Annotated in this window: 21 protein-coding genes; 20 read left to right on the top strand and 1 reads right to left on the bottom strand. The window is 32.3% G+C overall.

Annotated elements, in window-relative coordinates:
• Positions 1-97: 97 nt before the first annotated feature.
• The gene (locus RDK80_RS03005) at positions 98-733 is read left to right on the top strand and encodes a nucleoside recognition domain-containing protein (protein ID WP_094900400.1); all 636 of its coding nucleotides are present in this window, start codon (positions 98-100) and stop codon (positions 731-733) included.
• Entirely contained in the window at positions 718-1254 is a 537-nt protein-coding gene (locus tag RDK80_RS03000) for a spore maturation protein (RefSeq protein ID WP_094900401.1), read from the top strand. Before RDK80_RS03005 ends, RDK80_RS03000 begins: the two co-directional genes overlap by 16 nt.
• A gap of 162 nt (positions 1255-1416) precedes the next feature.
• On the opposite strand, the gene RDK80_RS02995 is transcribed toward RDK80_RS03000, so the two are convergent.
• Complete coding sequence (locus tag RDK80_RS02995) at positions 1417-3219, bottom strand: heme NO-binding domain-containing protein (RefSeq protein WP_308523432.1); 1803 nt, start codon at positions 3217-3219, stop codon at positions 1417-1419.
• Between the two features lie 189 nt (positions 3220-3408).
• Here RDK80_RS02995 and RDK80_RS20075 point away from each other — a divergent pair, with 189 nt between their 5' ends.
• From RDK80_RS20075 to RDK80_RS02910, 18 genes are all read left to right on the top strand, one after another.
• Entirely contained in the window at positions 3409-3519 is a 111-nt protein-coding gene (locus RDK80_RS20075; protein ID WP_369819384.1) for a hypothetical protein, read from the top strand.
• A 176-nt stretch (positions 3520-3695) separates the two neighbouring features.
• A complete protein-coding gene (locus RDK80_RS02990) occupies positions 3696-3962 on the top strand; it encodes a Veg family protein (protein ID WP_246565849.1) in 267 nt (88 codons plus the stop codon).
• Between the two features lie 114 nt (positions 3963-4076).
• Positions 4077-5624: an SPOCS domain-containing protein gene (locus RDK80_RS02985; RefSeq protein WP_308523431.1), complete on the top strand. Its 1548-nt coding sequence runs from the start codon at positions 4077-4079 to the stop codon at positions 5622-5624.
• Positions 5625-5696: 72 nt separating this feature from the next.
• The gene (ispE, locus tag RDK80_RS02980; protein ID WP_308523430.1) at positions 5697-6551 is read left to right on the top strand and encodes a 4-(cytidine 5'-diphospho)-2-C-methyl-D-erythritol kinase; all 855 of its coding nucleotides are present in this window, start codon (positions 5697-5699) and stop codon (positions 6549-6551) included.
• A 61-nt stretch (positions 6552-6612) separates the two neighbouring features.
• Positions 6613-6822 carry a CLC_0170 family protein gene (locus RDK80_RS02975; protein ID WP_308523429.1) on the top strand — a complete coding sequence of 70 codons (210 nt, stop codon included), beginning with the start codon at positions 6613-6615 and terminating at the stop codon, positions 6820-6822.
• Positions 6823-6833: 11 nt separating this feature from the next.
• Entirely contained in the window at positions 6834-8348 is a 1515-nt protein-coding gene (locus tag RDK80_RS02970) for a spore germination protein (protein ID WP_308523428.1), read from the top strand.
• Positions 8335-9429, top strand: a complete 1095-nt coding sequence (locus tag RDK80_RS02965; protein ID WP_308523427.1) for an endospore germination permease — start codon at positions 8335-8337, stop codon at positions 9427-9429. Before RDK80_RS02970 ends, RDK80_RS02965 begins: the two co-directional genes overlap by 14 nt.
• Complete coding sequence (locus tag RDK80_RS02960) at positions 9426-10553, top strand: Ger(x)C family spore germination protein (RefSeq protein WP_308523426.1); 1128 nt, start codon at positions 9426-9428, stop codon at positions 10551-10553. Before RDK80_RS02965 ends, RDK80_RS02960 begins: the two co-directional genes overlap by 4 nt.
• Before the next feature lie 185 nt (positions 10554-10738).
• Complete coding sequence (gene spoIIR / locus RDK80_RS02955) at positions 10739-11434, top strand: stage II sporulation protein R (protein ID WP_308523425.1); 696 nt, start codon at positions 10739-10741, stop codon at positions 11432-11434.
• Between the two features lie 305 nt (positions 11435-11739).
• Positions 11740-12435: a spore cortex-lytic enzyme gene (gene sleB, locus RDK80_RS02950; protein WP_276515588.1), complete on the top strand. Its 696-nt coding sequence runs from the start codon at positions 11740-11742 to the stop codon at positions 12433-12435.
• Between the two features lie 11 nt (positions 12436-12446).
• The gene (gene ypeB / locus RDK80_RS02945) at positions 12447-13814 is read left to right on the top strand and encodes a germination protein YpeB (protein ID WP_216560513.1); all 1368 of its coding nucleotides are present in this window, start codon (positions 12447-12449) and stop codon (positions 13812-13814) included.
• Between the two features lie 158 nt (positions 13815-13972).
• Entirely contained in the window at positions 13973-15169 is a 1197-nt protein-coding gene (locus RDK80_RS02940; RefSeq protein WP_308523424.1) for a hypothetical protein, read from the top strand.
• Positions 15170-15464: 295 nt separating this feature from the next.
• On the top strand, positions 15465-16853 hold the full coding sequence (locus RDK80_RS02935; protein ID WP_308523423.1) for a sigma 54-interacting transcriptional regulator: 1389 nt from the start codon (positions 15465-15467) through the stop codon (positions 16851-16853).
• Positions 16854-17233: 380 nt separating this feature from the next.
• On the top strand, positions 17234-18271 hold the full coding sequence (locus RDK80_RS02930) for a zinc-binding dehydrogenase (protein ID WP_256311814.1): 1038 nt from the start codon (positions 17234-17236) through the stop codon (positions 18269-18271).
• 51 nt (positions 18272-18322) lie between these two features.
• A complete protein-coding gene (locus RDK80_RS02925; RefSeq protein WP_308523422.1) occupies positions 18323-18553 on the top strand; it encodes a four helix bundle protein in 231 nt (76 codons plus the stop codon).
• Between the two features lie 176 nt (positions 18554-18729).
• Positions 18730-19986: a lysine 2,3-aminomutase gene (ablA, locus tag RDK80_RS02920; RefSeq protein ID WP_308523421.1), complete on the top strand. Its 1257-nt coding sequence runs from the start codon at positions 18730-18732 to the stop codon at positions 19984-19986.
• Between the two features lie 116 nt (positions 19987-20102).
• Positions 20103-21131 carry a hypothetical protein gene (locus RDK80_RS02915; protein WP_308523420.1) on the top strand — a complete coding sequence of 343 codons (1029 nt, stop codon included), beginning with the start codon at positions 20103-20105 and terminating at the stop codon, positions 21129-21131.
• A gap of 1 nt (position 21132) precedes the next feature.
• A complete protein-coding gene (locus tag RDK80_RS02910; protein ID WP_308523419.1) occupies positions 21133-22770 on the top strand; it encodes a DNA mismatch repair protein MutS in 1638 nt (545 codons plus the stop codon).
• Positions 22771-22832 lie beyond the last annotated feature (62 nt).

The following is a 22832-nucleotide window of genomic DNA, read 5'->3' as shown; positions in this document are numbered from 1 at the left end:
AAAAAGACTTAGAAGCCAGACCGAAATAATTGTGAATTGCGTAAGTGGCCTTTGGCTATGAACTGTGCATTGTGCATTGAAGAAGGGTTGTGAGAGAATGATCAATATTATTTGGGCAGCTCTAATTATTATAGGATTTGGAGTTGGGATTATAACAGGAGAATTAGATGCTGTAACGAATGCAGCAATAGAGAACGCTAAATCAGCTGTAGAACTGGCAATTGGGTTAATAGGTGTTATGTCGTTATGGTTAGGAATAATGAAAATAGCAGAGGATTCTGGACTTATAAGAGGAATATCAAGGATACTCAAGCCAGTTATGGTGATTTTATTTCCAGATGTGCCAGCTGAACATCCTGCAATGGGAGCTATGATAATGAATATTTCAGCTAATATACTAGGGTTAGGAAATGCTGCAACACCTTTTGGACTAAAAGCTATGGAAGAGTTACAGAATTTAAATAGGCATAAGGACACAGCAACTAATGCAATGGTTACTTTCCTTGCAATAAATACCTCATCGGTGACTCTGATACCTGCCTCAACCATTGCTATATTATCAGCAGCAGGATCAACTAATCCCACAGAAATAATAGGACCAACTATAATTGCTACTACTATATCTACTGCTGCGGCTATAATAGCAGCAAAGTTTTTACAGGGACTTCCTAGATATGAAATAAAAAGGGTTAATGGAAGACAGGGGAGGGATATCAGATGTTCCTTGAAATAATGCAACTTTTATCTAAGTTTGCAATTCCTTTTATGATAGTTGGCATTATATCCTATGGAATGAGTAAAAATGTTAAAGTTTATGAATCATTTGTAGAAGGAGCAAAGGATGGATTTTCTACGGCAATAAGAATAATACCTTCTTTCGTAGCCATGCTTGTAGCCATTGGAGTTTTTAGGGAATCAGGAGCTATGGATATTTTAATTAAATTAATAACACCTGTTATTGAAATCTTTAATATACCAGGAGAAGTAGTCCCCATGATATTAATGAGACCTTTATCAGGATCTGGTGCTCAAGGAATAATGAGTGAATTAGCTGGAAACTATGGACCAGAATCTTTAATAGCTAGAACAGTGGCAGTAATGATGGGATCTAGTGAGACTACATTCTATGTGCTAGCAGTATATTTTGGGTCAGTATCTATAAAGAAGCAACGACATGCATTAGCAGCTGGATTAATAGCAGATTTGGCAGGAGTGATTTCAGCAATATACATAACGAGGATGTTTTTCAATTAACAATTATCAAAGAACAAATAACAATTAAAGCCAAATAAAACCTAGATTTTTCGTTATAATAGAAAAATCTAGGTTTTATCTTTCAACATTTCTAATTGTTTTTAATGATTTTACATTGTTAATCGTTAATTGTTAATTGTCAATTGCATAAAAGCTTCCCTTTTATACAACGTATTTTTCCAAGTCTTTGCTAAATTCCACGCTGACTTTTTTAAACTCATGTATACTTTCAGTCATTTTTCTAATCTCTTCAGTATATGCTTGCACATTAGCAGATACTTCTTGAGATGAGGCAGAGTTTTCTTCAGCGATGGCTGCCAAGGATTCTATACCCTGAGATATATTATTTATATTATTAGTCTCGTTTGTAAGTTCATTTGTTAATTCAATGATTAAGTCAGATACTTGTGCTATGGAATTTACAGATGCTTGATTTTCTTCTGCAACTGAATTTAGTTTAACATTTTCCCTTTCAAGTATATTAAACTGATCTGATATATCAAATACAAATCCATCTATATCTTTAATAAAGGATTCTAAGTTATCGTTGATAGTTTGAACTGCCTCTTTAGAGCCTTCTGCAAGCTTTCTAATCTCTAATGCAACAACAGTAAATCCTCTTCCATATTCTCCAGCCCTGGATGCTTCTATACTGGCATTTAGAGCCAATAAATTGGTCTGCTCAGCAATTTTTTCAACAGTTTCAACAATATTCCGAACTTCAGTAGCCCTGTTTTGTAAATCTTGGCCCTTAGATTTTACTTGAGAGAACTGTAATAGTATATGGTTTAAGCTATCAGATGTAGACTTTAAATCTTCAAACCCCCTATTTATTTGTTCAACAGCTGATTCTAGTTCACCTTTGCCTAGATTTTCTTTTCTAACAACATCATTTAAAGAAATAATCGAATTGTTTAACTGATATGCTACTTGTTCAGTTTCTTCGGCTTGATTTATAGCTCCTCCTGCCACCTGTTCTACTACATTTGATATTTCAGATGAAGTAAAGCTCATATTACTAGAAATCTCAGCGAATTTATCAGCAAAAACATTTAACTCATCGGTAGTACCCTTATATCCTACAAAATCTGTTTTTATAGATTCTTTTAAATCCTTCAACTTATCATTGATATCTTCAAAGAAATCATTAGTAGATATATTTTCCACTATAGACAAGTCTTTATTCTTAATTTCATATAAAGAACTATAAATGGATTTAAGAGGTTTAAACAGTCCTTTACTAACCAAAAATGGAACAAGAGTAGAAAGAACTAAAATTCCAGGGAAGGCTATTGACGGAACTACAAATTTAGATAACAAAACTCCAGGAATACCTACTAATAGAAGGGAAGATAAGGCAATTTTTCCTTCCATATTCTTCATAAATCCAAAAGATAATGCTTTATTAAATCTAAATTTCTTTTGATAATAAATCTCATCAGGAAAAGTGATGGATATCTTTGTGAAATCCTCTGTTTTCTCTAAAGTTTCAATATTAATGTCCTCTTTAAAATATTTAGCAGCACCTTCCAACATACCGTGGAAATAAGGAAACATTCCTCTAGAAGAATTATAAGTCATATGTGCAGTATATTTATCTATAGGTTTTATCCCTAAAATAGGAGGTTTTGCACCAGTTATTCTCTTAGTAACTACAACATGAATATCATACATTGCTTGAAGAAAAGAATATAAATTCTTGTATCTAAAGAATGCAGGATAAACCTTAGAATAAGTAATGACATTGTGATTACCCATGGTTCTCCATACCTCATCAGAGGTTTTTCCTAGTTTTTTAGCAATATAGTCAAGAATTCCTCTAGCCACTCTATCTTCAATATCTTCCGTAGGTGTAAAAATTTTATTTGGACTAATATTAAAATGATCTAATGCCTCGTTGGTTATATTTTCTCCATACAGTTTCCTACAAGTTTGTACCCATGCAGAAACAATAGTACCCTTCAAAATTATTTCCCCCTTGTTATACAATTAACTATATTATATCATAGTATTTGTCAAAAATCCCAATATTTTCAGTCATATAGCTTTTATAATATCTAATCTTATTCACCTTTCATAAAATCTATCAGGGAGCTTTACAGCGGAGATGATGAATATTTAAATATGTATTACTTTGTGTAACAACATAGAAATATAATCAATGCAATAAAAGACAGAAATCCAGAAAAGGCGGCTAATGCAATGATAGAGCATATAAAACTGACTGAAGAGGATATACTTAAACTAAATTCTGGAGAAAAATAAAAAAATTAATAAAAAATAATTGATAATTATAATTGACAAAATAACTCAATAATAGTATAATAATTTATTTGTTTGACAAAATAGGAATTCTATGATATAATGCATACATGAGTGTCCCAAACACTTCTTCTGCCCTCGACTGCCGGGGAGCAATTAATGGAAGGTGGTTTGCTATATTGGAAAAAGATATATTGATTAGGATTCGTAAGGACATCGAGAAATGTATTGACAAAACTGTAATACTAAGAGCAAATAAGGGTAGAAAAAAGACTATAGTTAGAGAAGGAATATTGGAAGCAGCATACCCTAATTTATTTGTTGTGAGGATTAATAACGAATATGATAGTAGTAGAAAAGTATCATATACCTACACAGACATATTGACGGGAACCGTAGAAGTAACTGTTTGCTCACAAACCCAACCACAGGTAAAAATATCTTAAAAAATAACTGTACATTGATTGTACAGTTATTTTTATGTCTTTATTCATTATTTAGCACATTTACGCATATATATCTTCATAGGATAGTTATATGAAATAATTAGGGGGGATATTATGTCGATTGAGTTAATAAAAGATGTCTTACGGATTGAAGAACTAAGAGGAAAAGAAGACACCCAAGCCTTAGTAGAAACGGAAATTTACTTAAATCCATCAAAAGCAGATCTAGGGAAAGTACTTTGGACAGACGGTCTAGTAGAAATACTTAGTACTAAAGTAATAAGAGATAGGCTAGTAATATCAGGAGTAGTAAAATTTAAAGTAGTCTATAAATCACAAGAAGAGGAAAATAATATATATACAATAGATGCTAACGCAGATTTTAGAGAGGAAATAGAAATATCAGGGATTACGGAAGATATGTCAGCAACTATAAAATCTAATATTGAATACATAGAGGAAGAGATATTAGATGAGAGAAAATTATCTCTAAAGGCCCTAGTAAGTCTTGAAGGGAAAGTAGAGCAGGTCAATAATATAGAGATAATTAAGGATATAGGAGAAAAGCAAAACCTACAGACATTAAAAGAAACCATTAAGTATAAGGAGATTTATGGTAGAGAAACATCCTATGCTATTGTAAAGGAAGCTTTTGAAATAGGGGAAGAAAAGCCAGCAATGGAAGAAATACTTAAGATGACTATACAGGCTTACGAGCAGGAAGCCACAGTGGTAGAAGATAGAATAATAGTTTCGGGTATGGTAAACGCTAGGATAGTTTATTATGGAGAAAATAGAATTGCCACAGTGGAAGAGGAAATACCTTTCAATCATTTTTTAGAAATGCCCGGAGCATTAGCTGGAGCTCAGGAAGAACTTATGATAGAAGTGGTGGAAGGAAGCTATGAGGTATTGGAGAATGATGAAGGAGAACTTAAAATATTAGACATAGAAGCAAAACTAAGAATATCAGGTCTAGCTTATTCAGAAAATGAAAAAAATCTAATAGTAGATGCATATTCAACTAAGGAAAAAATTAAAATAGGAATAGGAGAAATTAATTTAATTGAAAACATAAAAAGCACAATTCACAGAGAAAATATATTGAAAGATTTGTCTGAGTATAGAATAAAGGAAATATATAATATATCAGGGCACCCAACTATTATAGACAGCAGAGTTGTAGATGATGAGCTAGTAGTAGAAGGGATTCTTTCATTACATGGAATTTATCTGGATTCTGATACTGATGAAATCAACACGTTGAGGGAGGAGATTCCATATAAATACTATTTACCTATGGAAGAAAAGGTAATAGATCCATTGATGGATATAAGTTTAGACTTAGAATCTATTAAATCAAATATGTCTAAAGATATATTTGTTATAGAAGGAACTATAAAACATAAAATAAAAATCAATAGAAATAGATTATTATCTGTAATAAATTCATTAGAAGAAACTGGAGAAATAATAGATAAGAAAAATCGTCCTAGCATAACAATTTATATAGTACAAAGAAATGATATATTATGGGATATAGCTAAAAGATATAATACAACAATAGAAGAAATATTACAGGCAAATGAAAATTTAAGTCCAAACAATATAATACCGGGAGAGAAAATAATCATTGAAAAAACAATAGATATATCTTTTTAAATTTGTATCTTTATAGTATCGTAGGAACTATGGTATAATGGAAAGGTAAATTTTCACAAGGGAGAAGTTTAAATGAAAGAAATCGTATTAGAGTCCTACGGTAAAATCAATTTAGGTCTCGATGTATTATATAAAAGAGAAGACGGTTATCACGAAATAAATACTATAATGCAGCAAATAAGTCTTAGTGACACATTGATTATGAGAGAAATTAAAGAAGATATAGAATTAGATTGCAATAATAAAGAGCTTCCACTAGATTCTACAAATTTAGTATATCGTGCATGGAAGAAGATGCAGGAAAAAACTGGCATAAACAAGGGTATTCAAATAAATATACACAAAAAGATTCCGATAGCAGCTGGATTGGCAGGAGGTAGTGCAAATGCAGCTGCTGTTTTAAAGGGACTAAATCAACTTTGGGGCTTAAACTTAAGTGAAGAAGAATTAAGAGAAATAGGAATTGAAATAGGTGCAGATGTTCCATATTGTATTATGGGAGGAACCGCCTTAGCGGAGGGCATAGGTGAAAGATTAACGAAAATTAAGTCATTTAAAGATAAGGATATACTATTAGTTAACCCAGGTATAGGTGTTTCAACTACTGAAGTATATGGAAATCTTAGACTAAATAAAGAATTGAGAATGGATGTACAAAAAATAATATCTTCTATAGAAAGAGATGATATTAAATCTGTGGCAGATAATATAACTAACGTTATGGAAGAAGTAGTTATGGAAAAGAATCCTATTATATCTGAAATCAAGAAAGACATGGTGAGTTATGGTGCCTTAGGTGCTCTTATGAGTGGTAGTGGACCAACAGTATTTGGATTATTCGATGATATGGATAAACTTAAATTTTGCAAGAAAATCTTAACAGAAAAATATTCTAAAGGGATAGTTCTTTTGGCAAAGACAATTTAATACTAAGATGTATATATTACCCATCTTTTGTAAAGTATATAAATTACAGGAGGTGGGTTTTTTGTTTTCTAAATTATTTCAAGCATTAAAAGGAATCATTAGTAATTATACTATTTTAATGATAATTGCTGTGGGAATCTTTACTCTAGTAGTTGATGGAAGAAGATATAGACAAAAAGGATATATGAGAGAACTAAAGATAGTTAAGATTATATCTTATTCCTATATGGTCATAGGTGGTTTGATGTTTATTCTATTATTAATGATGTAGGAGGGTAATGTATGCAAAAAATATTACTCAAAGATCTAGAGAAAAATGAAGAAGTATTTAAGACGTTATTTACTGATTGCGATGATATAATATTTAGAAAAATAGAGATAGGCGATGTTTACAGGGTAAAGATGACTTTAATATATATAGATGGATTAGTAAATAAGGAATATATTGCAGAGCATGCTATTTATTCGTTATTTATAGAAGAAGAGATAAATACTTTCTCCCTCAAGGGGTTTAAGACCCCTTTAATAGATATAATTTCAAAAGAGGCCTTGACCACCATAGATGTAAAAGAAGAATTTCATATAGATAATATAGCAAATTCAGTACTTTCTGGTGATACAGTAATCTTAATTGACAAAGTGGATAAATGTTTGGTATTTGATTCTAAAGGTTGGGCTTCTAGAAGTATTAGTGAGCCACAGACGGAAACAGTAATAAGAGGACCAAGGGATGGATTTACTGAATCAGTAAAGGTAAATATGACCTTAGTTAGAAGAAGAATAAAGGACACAAACTTAAAAATTAAGATGCAAACAGTAGGTAAAAGATCTCAGACTAGCTTAGCAATAATGTATATGGAGGATATAGTAGATAAAACCTTAGTACGAGAAGTGAATGAAAGGTTAAAGTCTGTTGATATTGATGCCGTATTAGATAGTTCTATGTTGGAAAATTTAATAGAGGATAATTATATGTCTGCATTTCCTCAAATAGAGAATACAGAAAGACCAGATTCAGCGGCGGCAGCTCTCTATGAGGGCCGTGTAGTTATTATAGTAGATAATTCACCTTTTGCACTAATAGTACCTGCCACAGTAGGTACACTGCTTCAATCATCAGAAGATTATTATACTAGATGGCAAGAAGCTCAGGGAGTTAGGATTTTAAGATTGGCAGCAGTGGCTCTATCCCTTCTATCTCCTGCTCTCTATATAGCTATTATCTCGTATCATCCAGGGCTGCTTCCTACAAAATTAACATATTATTTAGCAGCCAGTAGAATCAATGTGCCATTTCCCGCAGTCGTGGAAACTTTCTTAATGGAAGTTACCATCGAACTTATAAGAGAAGCTGGTACAAGGATTTCTGGCCCTATAGGTACTACCATAGGGATAGTAGGTGGGCTTATAATCGGTCAAGCAGCAGTGGAAGCAGGAATAGTAAGTGCTATTTTAATAATTATAGTAGCTATAACTACCATAGCTTCGTTTGCCATACCTAGCTATGAATTTGCAGCAGGCTTAAGAGTCTGGAGATTTATACTTATTTTAGGTGCAGCTATCTTTGGGTTATACGGCATAATGCTTGGAGTTATTCTCTTAGGGACACATCTGATTAAATTAAATAGTTTTGGTGTGCCATTTACATCACCATATTCAGGTTTAGGAGTAGGGACTGGTGAACTAAAGGATACTTTAACTAAGGCACCAATTCAAGAACTTAAGGAGAGACCTACCTTCACACGACCAAGGAATAAGATAAGGATGAGGAGATCTTGGAAAGATGAGAGAAAGTAATAAAATATCAACTAACCAAATAAGGGCATTAGTAGTTTCCACCATAGTGGGAGTAGGTATATTATCCCTTCCTAACGAAGTAGCAGTATTTCTCGGTAAAGACGGATGGATAGCCATAATAATCGGTGGATTACTTATGGCTGCTGGGATTGTAATTATCAACAAATTATTTGAGCTCTATCCCGATAAAGATTTCTTTGAGATAGGTGAGGAAGTGTTAGGGAAGTGGATATTTAATATATTCCTTATTTTTGTATTTTCTTATCTTGTAGCTTTGATGTCTTCTGTTGCCAGAAATCTAGCTGAAATATTGAAGGCATTTCTTTTAGAGACGACACCAACCGAGATAATGATAATTACTTTTGTACTTGCCACATCCTATATAGCTAGATCTGAAATTCAAATAATTGGTAGGGCAGCATATCTTATATATCCAGTTATATTAGGATTTATAATATTTTTGATATTTGTATCATTGCCAAACTCAGATTTTACGAATATACTTCCTGTATTTCAGTCTAGTATGAAAGGCTTACCCAAGAGTATAGAGGTTAGCTTTTTTAGTTATTTTGGATTTGAAATATTATTATTTTCAATACCCTTTGCTGAAGAAAGGGAAAAAACTCTTAAGGCTAGTCTTACAGGAATTGGAATTGTAATAGCTATGTATGTCATCATATTTATACTTTGTTTGTCCCAATATGGAATACATCACTTACAAAGGCAAACTTTTCCTACATTATCTATTATAAAGGAGATTGATTTGCCGGGATATTTTATAGAAAACTTAGATGGATTAGTGATGGCTATCTGGGTTTTAATTGTATTTGCAACTATGGCTTCGACCTATTACTCTGCGGGAAAGGTTCTATCAAAGTTATTTATTACAAGAGACCATAGTTTATTTATTATACCTCTATTACCAATTGTATATATAGTATCATTAATTCCTCAGAACATTATAGAGGTAAGTAAACAATTAGGAACATTTATAAATTACTCTGGGTTAGTATCAATATTTATATTACCCATATTAATTTATTGTATTGGATATATAAAGTTAAGGTGGAAAAGAAGATGAAGAAATTCAAATTAATATTAATTATAATAATTTTAACCTTTTTAACTACAGGATGTTGGGATATGATAGAAATAAATCAAAGATTATTTCCCTATTCCATAGGAGTAGATTTAAACGATGGAGAAGGGGAAAAATATATTATAACCATATCATATCCAAATATAAATGCCATAGGAAAGAATGCAACTCAGCAGGAAAGAGTCCATGTAATATCGACTATAGCACCATCTGTTTTTCAAGGAAGCTCTCAATTATATACAAGGCTGCAATATCCATTTTATTTTAAACATCTGAGAGTGCTGGTATTAGGACATGAAGTTGCTAGAGACGGAGATGCAATTAGAGAAATATTAGATGGACTTAATAGAGATTTTGTTATAAATAAGAAAATACGACTTGTAATGGCAGAAGAAAAAGCCAGAGACTTACTTTCAGCTGTACCAGGAGCTAAAAGACAAGAAGTAATAGAAGGAACACTTTTTAGTATGCTTAGGCGAACAAGAACTACATCTAGATACACACCTCAAACTCTAACTGGATTCATTAAAAATACAGACATTGGAGGTGTAGCATTGATGCCTAGGACTGCAGCACATGGCGAAGATATAAAAGTATTTGGAGCATGTATATTTAAAAATTATGAATTCATAGGCCATTTAGGAGAATTGGAAAATAGAGCTATATCATTAATAAGAGGTAGCGTCAAGTCAGATATAATAGATGCTAAACTTGGAGATGCTCCTATATCATATTCATTAACTGATGCAAGCGCCAAAAAGAAATTAGTAAGAGAGGGAGAAAATTTAAAAGTAAGAATAGATGTGGAGTTAGAGGGAGCATTACAAGAATATATCTTAAGAGATAATCCTTTAATCGACAGTGCTAGCACACTAAAAGATATGGAAAAAGCAATAGAGACAAAATTAAAAGAAGAAATAAATAAGACTCTGGAGTTGCTGCAGAAAGAATATAAGGCAGATGCCATAGGAGTAGGAGAGTATATATCTAAATTTCATCCAAAAGTATGGAAAGAAGTATCAAAAGATTGGGATGAGATTTTTTCTCAAATGGATATAGAAGTAGCATTAACTGTTGAGATAAGAAGAATAGGATTGGTGCAGTGACAATTGAGAGATAATTGAGAAACAGTAACTATAAAAAATGGAGAGCCTTCTGATGAACTTATATACTGAGATATAAGGCTGCACAATTTTTTATAGTTATTTTTATTCGAAAATATGTATAAAGAAACTATATTTGGCAAGAATTATAATACAAATCTAGGACAAGCAAATAGGAGGTCAAATATATGAAATATAAAAAATTAATACTGCTATTATCCTTATTTATTATTAGTTTTACCTATATAATACACCCTCTCATAGAAAATAAAGCAAAAGAAGGTTTCAAGGATGAAATTATTAGATTTCATATAAGAGCTAATAGTGATAAAGAAGAGGATCAAGCTTTAAAGCTTAAAATCAGAGATGAAATATTAAAAGAAATGAATGATAAGTTCAGAGACACCAAATCCATAGGAGAAAGTAGAAGAATAATAAAAGATAATATGGAAGAGATGAAGTACATAACAGAGAGAGTAATAAAGGAAGAAGGAAAAGATTATAATGTAGCAGTGACCCTTGGACAAGATAATTTTCCTACAAGAAAGTATGGAAATTTAGTGCTTCCATCAGGAGAATATGAGACATTACTCATTACACTTGGAGAAGGAAAAGGTCAAAACTGGTGGTGTGTAATGTTTCCTCCACTATGTTTTGTAGATGTTACACATTCAGTGGCTTATAACCTAGAAAAAGAATTAGGAGTAACCTTGGAAGAAGAGAAGCCAAAATTAAAATTAAAGTGGAAGACAGCAGAGATTATGAAAAAATTAAAAAAAGATAATAAAAAGGATAAGAAAAAAGATAACAAGAAAGAAAAATTAACTAAAGGACAAAAAATAAATGAAGTCAATAAATATAAGCAAATAATAAGCCTGCAATAATCATTATAGTTATTGCAGGTTTTAATATTTTCATGTATAAAATATGGAAATTTACTAAAAATAAGAAAAAGCTCCTATTAAAACATTTTAAAGGTAATTTTTCTTGAAACCCATTGACGTAAAGTTCTTTTATGAAAATAAAATAGAGAGAACTTATCATTGGGTTATAAGAAAAGGCTCCTATTAAAACATCTTTAAGGTAGCTTCTCTTGAGGCCCATTGATGTAAAGTTCTTTTATGAAAATAAAATGGGAGAGAGCTTATCATTGGGTTATAAGAAAAAACAATGAAAGGAGTAAATAATCTTGAAGAAATTCATTATAATTACAACTGCTTTAACAATGGTGTTTCTTTCAGTTTTTCTTTTCTACGAACCAACAGCCACGAATTATAATTCATTATTCAGTCCTAGAACCCTATATTGGGGGGTACAGGGGAATGATGTAAGAACAGTGCAAGATAAACTTCTCAGATGGAGATATTATGATGGCAGCGTAGATGGGGTATATGGTGCAAGAACCTATAGAGCTGTTAGAAAGTTTCAAGCTAAAAATGGTTTGACGGTAGATGGAATAGTGGGACCTTCTACTGCTAAAGCCTTAGGGATGGCAACAACTACAACTGCGGCACAGACCCAAGGTGTAAATAGAAAGGCTGACGAGTATCTTTTAGCAAGAACTATTCATGGTGAAGCAAGGGGAGAACCTTATGTAGGTAAGGTTGCCGTAGCGGCAGTAGTTCTTAACAGAACAAGAAGTTCTTCTTTTCCAAATACTATAGCTGGAGTAGTATATCAGCCTCTAGCATTTACAGCAGTAGCTGATGGACAAATAAATCTAACTCCAAATAAAGATTCCATAAAAGCAGCAAGGGATGCTTTAAATGGTTGGGATCCGACTTATGGTTGTCTCTATTATTGGAATCCAGCCACTGCCACATCCAAATGGATATGGTCTAGAAAGGTAACGCTAAAAATTGGTAAACACTGGTTTGGAATATAGGAGGTGAAATCATGAGAGATAGTCGAAGATTCATAGCACCAGCTCTATTAGGTCTTCTATTAGTCGTAGCACTTGTTTGGGGATATAATCAATATCAAGTTAGGAAACAACATGAAATAGCATTAGAAAATCACTATCAAAGACTATTCTTTGATGTGAAAAAGCATGTAGAAAATGTTCAAGTAAATTTATCCAAGGCCTTAGTAGCAGATTCAAAGGAGCAGAACATAGTATTATTTTCACAAATTATGAATGAAGCATTCTCTGCTAAGGATAAATTAGGACAGATGCCAATAACCCATGCAGAATCAGCAAAAACAGAGAAATTTTTAACGCAAGCGGCAGACTATTCGTCATATTTAATACAGAGACATCTTTTGGGAGAAGGTGTAACAAAAGAACAAAGGGAAGCATTAAACAATCTTCAAACCAACTCCGCAGCATTTAATGGTGAACTTTCCAAGATTTATGATAGTCTAGCAGAATCAAATTTCGCACTGGGTGCAATGAGCAGTAAGCAGAGTAAAAAAGTAGAGCAGGGAAATCAAAAGGTATTTCAAACATCCTTGGTAACATTAGATAAACAAATGGCAAAAACTCCCGAACTGATATATGATGGACCATTTTCAGATCAAATGTTAAATAGAAAACCCGTGGGTCTTCCAGATAATGATGTATCAATGGATGAGGCCAGAAATACAGCACTAGAATTTTTTGGAAAAGATAGGGTTAGAGATATACAGGCATTTGAAGAAGGTGAGAATATGAATGAAGTTAAAATACCTTCGTACACATTCCATTTATATCCTCAAAACCAGCAAAAGGACTTAGCGGTATATATGGGTGTATCTAAAAAAGGCGGCAAAGTAGTTTGGATGGTAAATCCAAGACCAGTTTTCAATATAAAATTATCAATAAAGAATGCAGAAGACAAAGCATTGAAGTACTTAAAGGAAAAAGGTTTTGATAATATGGAGTCTAACTATTCATTAAAGTATGATGGAACCATCTTATTTAACTTTGCATATAAGGAAAAAGATGTAACAATTTATCCTGATTTAATTAAGGTAAAAGTAGCATTGGATACAGGAGAAATAGTAGGATTTGATGCATCAGCCTATTATATGAATCATCATGAGAGAAATATAGAAACTCCACATATAGATGAAACTGAGGCAAGATCTAAAGTTAAAGTAGATTTTAACATAGATTCTGCTAGGTTAGCTATAATACCAAAAGGAAAAAATGAGATTTTATGCTATGAATTTAAAGGAAAATATAATGATTCTGATTTTATTATCTATATAAATGCATTGGATGGTAGAGAAGAACAAATATTGCAAATAATAAAAGATGAGAATGGCACTTTAACATTCTAGTTTAAAACAAGAACTCATTTAAAAAAATGGGTTCTTGTTTTTTTATGACCTTGGTCACTTTTTTGTCAAATCACTTGCATACTAATGATAATACTTGATATAATGATAATTAATGAGCATATACATAATATTATGCAAAAAAATCTAGGAGGGATTGTATGAAAAAAATATCGGTATTAGCATTGATATTAGCATTATCCATATCATTAACGGGCTGTGTTGGTGGAGAATCAAAGTTATATAATGCTTTCAACAAAATGCAAGATATAACCTCAATAGAGTCTAAAATGGAAATGGGATTTACATTTGAAGCAGAAGGATTCTCAGAAGAAGAGCAGCTAATGCTAGAACAAGTAAAGGCTATGGTGAATAATTCCAAAATTGCAATGAATCAAAAAGCAAAATACAATAAGGAAAAAACAGTAGGCCAAGCACAAGTAGATATGAATATGAACTTTGGTGGCATGGGCATGGATATGAATGTTTGGGTTGATATGGATATGTCAACTGATGAACTTAAAATTAAAGAAGTTATAAAGATGCCTCAAATGTTAATGAGTTCTATGTTTCCAAATGATCCTGCAAAGCAATATATAGTTCTTGATATGGGACAAATGATGAAAGAAGAAAATGCAGAAATGAATTTCAATGAATTGATGAAATTTGGCAAGGAGTTCCAGCCTAAATTAACAGAATTCATGAAAGAAATGCAAAAAGACTTCAAACCAGGTATTGAGGTAGTTAAACAAAAAGATAGTAAAGTAGTAAATAAAGAAAAATTAGATATATACGAATTAAAAATGGATGATGCTGCTTTAAAAGGACTTGTTAAAGATGCAGTAAACTATAGCTTAGATAAGAAAGAAGTTATTGAATTCATAAAAGAATATATGAATGCAGTTATGAGCGTAGTTGTACTTCCAGAAGGAGAAAAGGAAGCAGCAGAAGCAGAAGTTAAACAAGGCTTAGCAGACCTTGAAAAACAATTACCAGAATTTAAGGTAAAATTCAATGAATTCATGGAAAAATACAAAGATGTTAAGATCTTAGGAGATAAAGGAATAGTAATTGAATTTGGTATCAATAAAAAGGGATATATAGTTCATGAAGTTGGTACTATTGACTTAAGAATAGATTTAGGTCAAATAGCTGAAGTTGTAGGAGAAAAAGCTCCAGAAATGAAAGGTATAATTAAATTAGGTATCAGCTATACTTCAAAGAGCTACAATATCAACAGTAAAGATGTGAAAGTAGAAATGCATAAAGTAGATGAAAAGAATTCAATCGATTATATGAAAATGATGGAAATGCAAATGAAGCAAATAGAGCAACTTCAACAAGCTCCAGCAAAATAACCATATAAAACTAGAGAACACACTTTAATAGTGTGTTCTTTTTAGTTGTAATATTTATATATTATTAGTAAAATAGATATATAGACAGTGAATAGTGAAGAGTTAAAAGTGAATAGTTTTAAGAAGAAGTCGGGGTCTTTTGATTTTTAACTATTAGTTATTCACCATTAACTATTAACTGTTTTTCCATTATTCACTAAGGAAATGAGGCACGTAAGTGCCTATATTTCGGCATGTGGTGCCCAAAATTAAGCAGAATATAAGAGGGATTCTAGACATAGGGAGGATGAAAAGTATGAAAGATTTATTCTTTAGAGAAAATGTATTGGAAATTCTAGATTATTTGGAAGAGGGACTACATATTATTGATAAAAATGGAATAATAGTTTATTATAATAAATTTGCTCAAGGAATAGATGGAATAGAGAGAGAGAAAGTTATAGGCAGACATTTACTTGAAGTATATCCATCTCTTACAGAAGAAACCAGTACCCTTCTCACAGTAATTCGTACAGGAGAATCAATGCATAAGAAGGAACAAACATTTCTTAACTATAAAGGTGAAAAAATTACAACAATAAATACATCAATACCAATAACATCAAAAGGTAAAATTTTAGGAGCATTGGAAATATCTAAGGATATAACGACAGTACGTCAAATGTCGGAGAAAATAGTAGACCTTCAAAATAAATTATATAATAATAAAAAAGAAAAGAATGCCATAGATAAAGCTAAAGAATCTGCTCAGTTTACCTTATTAGATATTGTAGGTGAAAACAAAGAGATGATAAGGTTGAAATCACTTGCACTAAAGGCGGCAGAATCAGACGCCTCTGTATTGATATCAGGAGATACTGGAACAGGAAAGGAATTATTTGTTCATTCTATTCACAATGCGAGCTCGAGGCGATATAAACCTTTTATCACACAGAATTGTGCGGCACTTCCAGGTAATCTTTTAGAGGGAATCCTTTTTGGTACTATAAAGGGAGGCTTTACTGGAGCGGAAGATAGACCTGGATTGTTTGAATTAGCCCATGGGGGTACATTATTTTTAGATGAAATTAACTCTATGCCTTTAGAACTTCAATCTAAGCTCCTTAGAGTTCTACAAGATGGTACCATAAGAAGAGTAGGTGCTACAAATACAATTAAAGTTAATGTTAGAATAATTGCTGCAACGAATATATCCCCAGAAGAAGCAGTGGAGAAAAGACAAATTAGGAGAGATTTGTACTATAGATTAAATGTAGTATCTTTTGAAATTCCGCCCCTTAAAGATAGAAAGGATGATATACCTGTACTTACAAATTATTTCATTAATAAATTTAACGAGAAGTTAGGTAAAAAAGTAAAAGGTATATCAAAGGGTGTACTAAATATATTCAATAATTATGAGTGGGATGGAAATGTAAGGGAGCTGGAGCATCTAATTGAAGGTATAATGAGTATATCTGATGGAGAAATCATAGATATGGGGGACCTTCCATATAAATTTAGACAGCATAAGAAAAATCATGAATTATACGAATCCTCTCTCTCAGAAATATTAGAAGAAACAGAAAGAAATTTAATAAAAGAAGCTCTAAAACAAACAGATCATAATATAACTAGAACAGCAGAACTACTAAAAATACCAAGACAAACACTACAGTATAGATTATCAAAGCTAGGGCTTTGATAGCCAGTGAATAGTGAAGGACTAATAGTGAATAACGAAAACATAGTGAAGAATTAATAGTTAATAACGAATAGTTGAAAATCTTAAGACCCAAAACCCTAGCCTAGAACTTTTCACTATTCACTATTAACTATTCACCATATTTTATCGCCTAATATTCGGCACTGATTTCATCTTTAAAATCATTGAAAACCTATTTCTTCAACTCTAAATTTTTATTTCCAAAGAAAAAAATCCCCAAAATAGCTAAAACATCGTGATATAATTAACAAGTGTCGTTTTATGATTTAAATTGACATTTGATTTAACCTTGGCATAGATATTGCATTATATTAATTAGTGAATAAATTTAATTTAAAATACTGGGGAGGAATGCAATTATGAAAAAAGGATGTCCATACGGTACTCATAGGGTTATTGAACCAAAGGGAGTTTTACCACAACCAGCACTTAAAATTGACAATGATATGGAAATTTATGACAACGAAATACTTATAGACGTTCAAACATTGAATGTAGACTCAGCAAGCTTTACGCAAATTAAAGAGCAAGCTAAGGGTGACATAGAAGAAATTAAAAAGATAATGAAAGGTATCGTAGCAGAAAGAGGTAAGCACCAAAATCCAGTTACAGGTTCAGGTGGAATGCTAATTGGTACAATAGAAAAAATTGGACCAGCATTGGAAGGTAAAACTGATCTTAAGGTTGGAGACAAAATAGCTACATTAGTATCTTTATCTTTAACACCATTACGTATAGATGAATTCAAAGAAATAAGATCAGATGTAGATCAAGTAGACATAGTAGGTAAAGCAATATTATTTGAATCAGGAATATATGCAGTAATTCCATCAGATATGCCTGAAAACCTAGCATTATCAGTATTAGACGTAGCAGGAGCACCAGCTCAAACAGCAAAATTAGTTAAACCTGGAGATACAGTAGTAGTTATAGGTGGAACAGGTAAATCAGGTATGCTCTGTCTATATGAAGCAAAGAAAAGAGCAGGAGTTACAGGTAAAGTTATCTGCATAGGTTCAAGAGATACTACTCTACAAAGATGTAAAGATGCTAATCTAGCAGACGTATACATCAAAGCAAATGCAACAGATGCAGTAGAAATCCTTGAAAAAGTTAAGGAAGCTACAAATGGAGAAATGGCTGATATCGTAATCAATACAGTAAATATTCAAAATACAGAAATGTCATCTATTTTAATCTGTAAAGACAGAGGAATAGTATACTTCTTCAGTATGGCTACAAGCTTTACAAAGGCAGCATTAGGAGCAGAAGGAGTAGGCAAAGACGTAACTATGATAGTAGGAAATGGATACACTAAAGACCACGCAGCAATATCACTAGAATTAATGAGAGAATCAGAATCCTTAAGAAAGATATTTACAGAGCTATACGCTTAAGAGCAGTGAAAAGTGAAGAGTGAATAGTTTGAAAACAAAGCGAGGTATATCATGAAAGAAAGTATACTATTGATTAAAAGTAAGACTTTTGCAATAAAGATTATTCATCTTTATAAGTATCTCACTGATGAAAAAAGAGAGTTTATAATGTCTAGGCAGTTGCTGAGAAGCGGAACGAGTGTTGGGGCAAACATAAGAGAAGCTAAGTTTGCACAGAGTATGCCTGACTTTATTTCTAAAATGAGTATTGCTCTAAAAGAGATGAGTGAAACACAATACTGACTAGAGTTACTAACAGAAACAGGATATTTAAATAAGAATGAAGCTGAAAAGCTAACAGAAGATAGCACTGAATTAATAAAAATGCTTCATGCTACAGTAAAAACTAGCAAACAAAATCTTTAAAACTATTCACTATTCACTATTAGTTATTAACTAAAATTAAGGGGGTTAATAAAATGCGTCATTATAGTGAAATTGAGCTTTGGAAAAATGTTACTGAAGAAGAATGGAATGACTGGAAATGGCAAGTTAGAAATAGAGTAACAGATGTAAATACACTAAGACAAATAATAAACTTAACAGAGGAAGAAGAAAAGAACATCGGAAAAGTAATGGAGAAATTTAGAGTAGGTATTACACCATACTATGCATCTCTAATGGACCCAGATGATCCACACTGTCCAGTGAGAATGCAAGCAGTACCTACATTAATGGAAACCCATATTAGCTCATCTGATCTTGAAGATCCATTGGATGAAGACGAAGACTCACCAGTACCAGGATTAACTCATAGATATCCTGATAGAGTATTATTCCTAATTACAGACCAATGTTCTATGTACTGTAGACACTGTACTAGAAGAAGATTTGCAGGACAAAATGATATGGGAGTGCCTAGAGACAGAATAGATGCATGTATAGAGTACATTAGAAATACTCCACAAGTAAGAGACGTATTACTTTCAGGTGGAGATGCTCTACTAGTAGGAGATGATGTGTTAGAATATATCATCAAAAAACTAAGAGAAATCCCACATGTAGAAATAGTTAGAATCGGAAGTCGTACACCAGTAGTATTGCCACAAAGGATTACGGATGATTTAGTTAACATGCTAAAGAAATATCATCCAATTTGGTTAAATACTCACTTTAATCATCCAAAGGAAATTACTCCTGAATCAAAGACAGCCTGTGAAAAATTAGCAAACGCTGGTATTCCGCTTGGTAATCAATCAGTATTACTTAGAGGAATTAATGATTGTCCACATATAATGAAAGATTTAGTACATGGATTAGTTAAGATGAGAGTAAGACCTTACTATATCTATCAATGTGACCTTTCTATGGGAATTGAACATTTTAGAACAAAAGTATCAAAAGGTATAGAAATAATAGAAGCATTAAGAGGACATACATCAGGATATGCAGTGCCAACATTTGTAGTTGATGCTCCTGGCGGAGGAGGAAAAACTCCAGTAATGCCTCAATATGTAATATCACAATCACCAACTAAGGTAGTATTAAGAAACTACGAAGGTATAATCACAACATATACAGAGCCACAAATGATAGAAGAGCCATGTAATTGTCCTGTATGTAAAGGTGAAAGAGAAGGCAGAATTACAGGAGTTGCAGAACTACTTCAAGGACCAGAAGTAAAAGCTCTAGAACCAAGCTATCTAGAAAGAAGACATAGAAAAGATAATGAATAGTTAATAGTGAAAAGTGAAAAGTGAATAGTTTTTAGTAAGGCTTTAAGGTCTTTTAATCTTTTCAACTATTAGTTATTCACTATTAACTATTCACTAAAAACCCGGAGGTTTTTGTCATGCTAGAACTAATAAATGGTAAGTACAAAACAATATCTATAGTAGGAATGTCTAAGAATAGTGGAAAGACTGTAGCATTAAACCATTTAATAGGGGAAGCTATTGATGAGGGGCTTCCTATTGGTATTACATCCATAGGTCGTGATGGAGAATCTCTAGATATAGTAACAGAAACAGAGAAACCACGTATCTTTGTAGAAGAAGGCACTCTTATAGCTACAGCTACAGGAATGCTAGATCTAGGAGATGCTAACATAGAGATTATAAGTGTAACAGAATATAGAACACCTTTAGGTGAAATAATAATAGGCAGAGTAAGGGATGGGGGCTATGTTCAAATAGCAGGCCCCCAGCGCCTTTCTGAAATAAAAGCAGTCTCTGATATTATGTTAAATCTTGGTGCCAAATTTGTCATCATAGATGGAGCCCTTGACAGGCTATCCCAAGCAGCTCCAGCTATATCAGAGGCTACTATTTTATCTACAGGAGCTGTATTATCTAGAGATGTAAATAAAGTAATAGAAGAAACAATTCATGTGGTGAATACATTAGGACTTCTAGCTATTGAAGATCAGGATGTAAGGGAAATCATTAGAAATATTATAAATGAAAATCAAATAGCAGTAATAAATGAAAATAATCAAGTAGATATCATCCCATTAAAAACAGCATTAAATGGAGGCGCAATAATAGGAGATCACCTAAGAGATGATTCAAAATATTTAGTGATCCCAGGTTCTTTGGTGAAGAATACCCTAGAGGATTTAACTAGATCAACAAGAAGATATAAAAATATAGAGATAGTGATTACGGACGGTACAAAAATATTTATAAATCCGAAGGATTGGCTGAAATTTATGAGGCAAGGTGTTAAGGTCAAAGTTCTGGATAAAATAAATTTAGTAGGAATAACGGTAAATCCATATGCACCCCAAGGATATTACTTTGAACCAGCAGAATTCTTATTAAAAATGAAATCCTACATAAAGAATATTCCAGTAATGGATTTGATATTAGGTGGTGAATAGAATGATATTCATGGATGAAGTGACTCAAGAATCCTTAGATTTTCAATATATATTAAATAAGATATCCACCCTTACACCCTATGGGATGATGTATAAAGGAAGGCTTAAAGCATTTGAATCAGGTAGAGAAAGAGAACTAATGGAGGAACTAGACAAGATAGAAGCTTATTTGCCATCAGTTCACAATAAAGAAATAAGAAGGGAGTTTAACAATATCTTTGCTCATATAAAGGATTTAAGAACCTCAACTAGACGGGCTATGGAGGGATTTATCCTCACAGAAGTAGAGTTATTTGAGATAAAAAACTTTCTTTTTTTAATTAGAGACCTAAGTGAATTAATAAAGAAAAATAATATACCAATCTTTGATGATACAGAAATTAAACCAATAGAATTCTTAGAAAAGCTTTTAGATCCTGAAAACACAGGAATATCAACATTTTATATATATGATACTTACTCTGATGAGTTGAAACAAATTAGAGAAAAGAAGCGTGAAGTAGATAAAGAAATAAAATTAAAGAAAAAAGAACTTAAGAATACAATAAGGGAAGAGTTAAATCTAGATCTTAGACCTGATTCATCTGTAGTCATATCCAAGGATAAGAAGGAACTAATAGAAAAAATCCAAAACTACTCTCATCTTACCTATGTTTCAGAAACCTATATGAATATAAAGTTCGCTATAAAGCCAACGGAAAAAATGAATCAATTAGAACGAGAAGTTCTTATTTTGAAGGACAAAGAAGAAAGAGAAGAGCTGAGAATAAGAGAAAATCTTTCTAAGGAAATTGGTAAGAGAAGAAGAGAAATATTTAGAAACATGGCAAGCATAGGTAAGCTAGATTTAATCCTTGGTAAAGCAAAATATGCTTTAGATATAAATGGAGTAAAACCAGATATAGTAGAAGAACATAAAATAGAAATCATCGATGGAATTCATCCAAAGGTGGCAGATTTTCTCAAAGAAAAAGAACTAAATTTTACTCCCATATCCATATTTTTAAAAGAAGGGGTAGCTTGCATTACAGGAGCTAATATGGGAGGTAAAACAATTAGTCTAAAGTTAGTGGGGCTATTGTCAGTCATGGCACAATATGGATTATTTGTACCAGCGAAAAGAATGAAATTAGGTTTAAATCAATTTATAAAATCTTCCATTGGGGATATGCAATCCACGGACTCAGGACTATCTACATTTGGGGGAGAAATTAAAATAGTTGGAGAAGCCATATCTAAATCGAATGAAAAAGGGCTAATTCTCATAGATGAATTAGCAAGGGGTACTAATCCAGAAGAAGGCTATGCTATATCCAAAGCAATAGTTGACTATCTAAAGGACAAAAATTCCATAACACTATTAACTACACATTATGATAATGTGGCAAATTTAGACAATGTAGTTCATCTACAAGTAGTAGGATTATCGCAAATAGATATATTTGATTTGGCAAAAGAGATGGATTCCCATGAAAAAATGGAGATAATCAATAAATACATGGACTACAGCCTGAGAGTAGTAGAAAAAGACACGGCAGTTCCTAAGGATGCATTAAATATAGCTAGAATAATGGGGCTGGATGAAGAAATACTTAAGCTGGCGGAGAGATATTTAAGATTAGTGAAAAGTGAAGAGTGAATAGTGAAAAGCTTTAAGTGAGGCTTTTGGGTCTTTTAGTTAGTAGCTTCGAATTTATTCGA

This window comes from uncultured Tissierella sp. (assembly GCF_902479755.1).
GTDB classification, from domain to species: domain Bacteria; phylum Bacillota; class Clostridia; order Tissierellales; family Tissierellaceae; genus Tissierella; species Tissierella carlieri.
Note: the sequence above shows the minus strand (reverse complement) of the source record. Positions and strands in the feature narration are given on the sequence as shown.

Bases quoted from the DNA above. Each gene is read 5' to 3' on its own strand.
- RDK80_RS03005 (WP_094900400.1), top strand. From the start codon at position 98: ATGATCAATATTATTTGGGCAGCTCTAATTATTATAGGATTTGGAGTT.
- RDK80_RS03000 (WP_094900401.1), top strand. From the start codon at position 718: ATGTTCCTTGAAATAATGCAACTTTTATCTAAGTTTGCAATTCCTTTT.
- RDK80_RS02985 (WP_308523431.1), top strand. From the start codon at position 4,077: ATGTCGATTGAGTTAATAAAAGATGTCTTACGGATTGAAGAACTAAGA.
- ispE (WP_308523430.1), top strand. From the start codon at position 5,697: ATGAAAGAAATCGTATTAGAGTCCTACGGTAAAATCAATTTAGGTCTC.
- RDK80_RS02970 (WP_308523428.1), top strand. From the start codon at position 6,834: ATGCAAAAAATATTACTCAAAGATCTAGAGAAAAATGAAGAAGTATTT.
- RDK80_RS02965 (WP_308523427.1), top strand. From the start codon at position 8,335: ATGAGAGAAAGTAATAAAATATCAACTAACCAAATAAGGGCATTAGTA.
- RDK80_RS02960 (WP_308523426.1), top strand. From the start codon at position 9,426: ATGAAGAAATTCAAATTAATATTAATTATAATAATTTTAACCTTTTTA.
- spoIIR (WP_308523425.1), top strand. From the start codon at position 10,739: ATGAAATATAAAAAATTAATACTGCTATTATCCTTATTTATTATTAGT.
- ypeB (WP_216560513.1), top strand. From the start codon at position 12,447: ATGAGAGATAGTCGAAGATTCATAGCACCAGCTCTATTAGGTCTTCTA.
- RDK80_RS02940 (WP_308523424.1), top strand. From the start codon at position 13,973: ATGAAAAAAATATCGGTATTAGCATTGATATTAGCATTATCCATATCA.
- RDK80_RS02935 (WP_308523423.1), top strand. From the start codon at position 15,465: ATGAAAGATTTATTCTTTAGAGAAAATGTATTGGAAATTCTAGATTAT.
- RDK80_RS02930 (WP_256311814.1), top strand. From the start codon at position 17,234: ATGAAAAAAGGATGTCCATACGGTACTCATAGGGTTATTGAACCAAAG.
- RDK80_RS02925 (WP_308523422.1), top strand. From the start codon at position 18,323: ATGAAAGAAAGTATACTATTGATTAAAAGTAAGACTTTTGCAATAAAG.
- ablA (WP_308523421.1), top strand. From the start codon at position 18,730: ATGCGTCATTATAGTGAAATTGAGCTTTGGAAAAATGTTACTGAAGAA.
- RDK80_RS02915 (WP_308523420.1), top strand. From the start codon at position 20,103: ATGCTAGAACTAATAAATGGTAAGTACAAAACAATATCTATAGTAGGA.
- RDK80_RS02910 (WP_308523419.1), top strand. From the start codon at position 21,133: ATGATATTCATGGATGAAGTGACTCAAGAATCCTTAGATTTTCAATAT.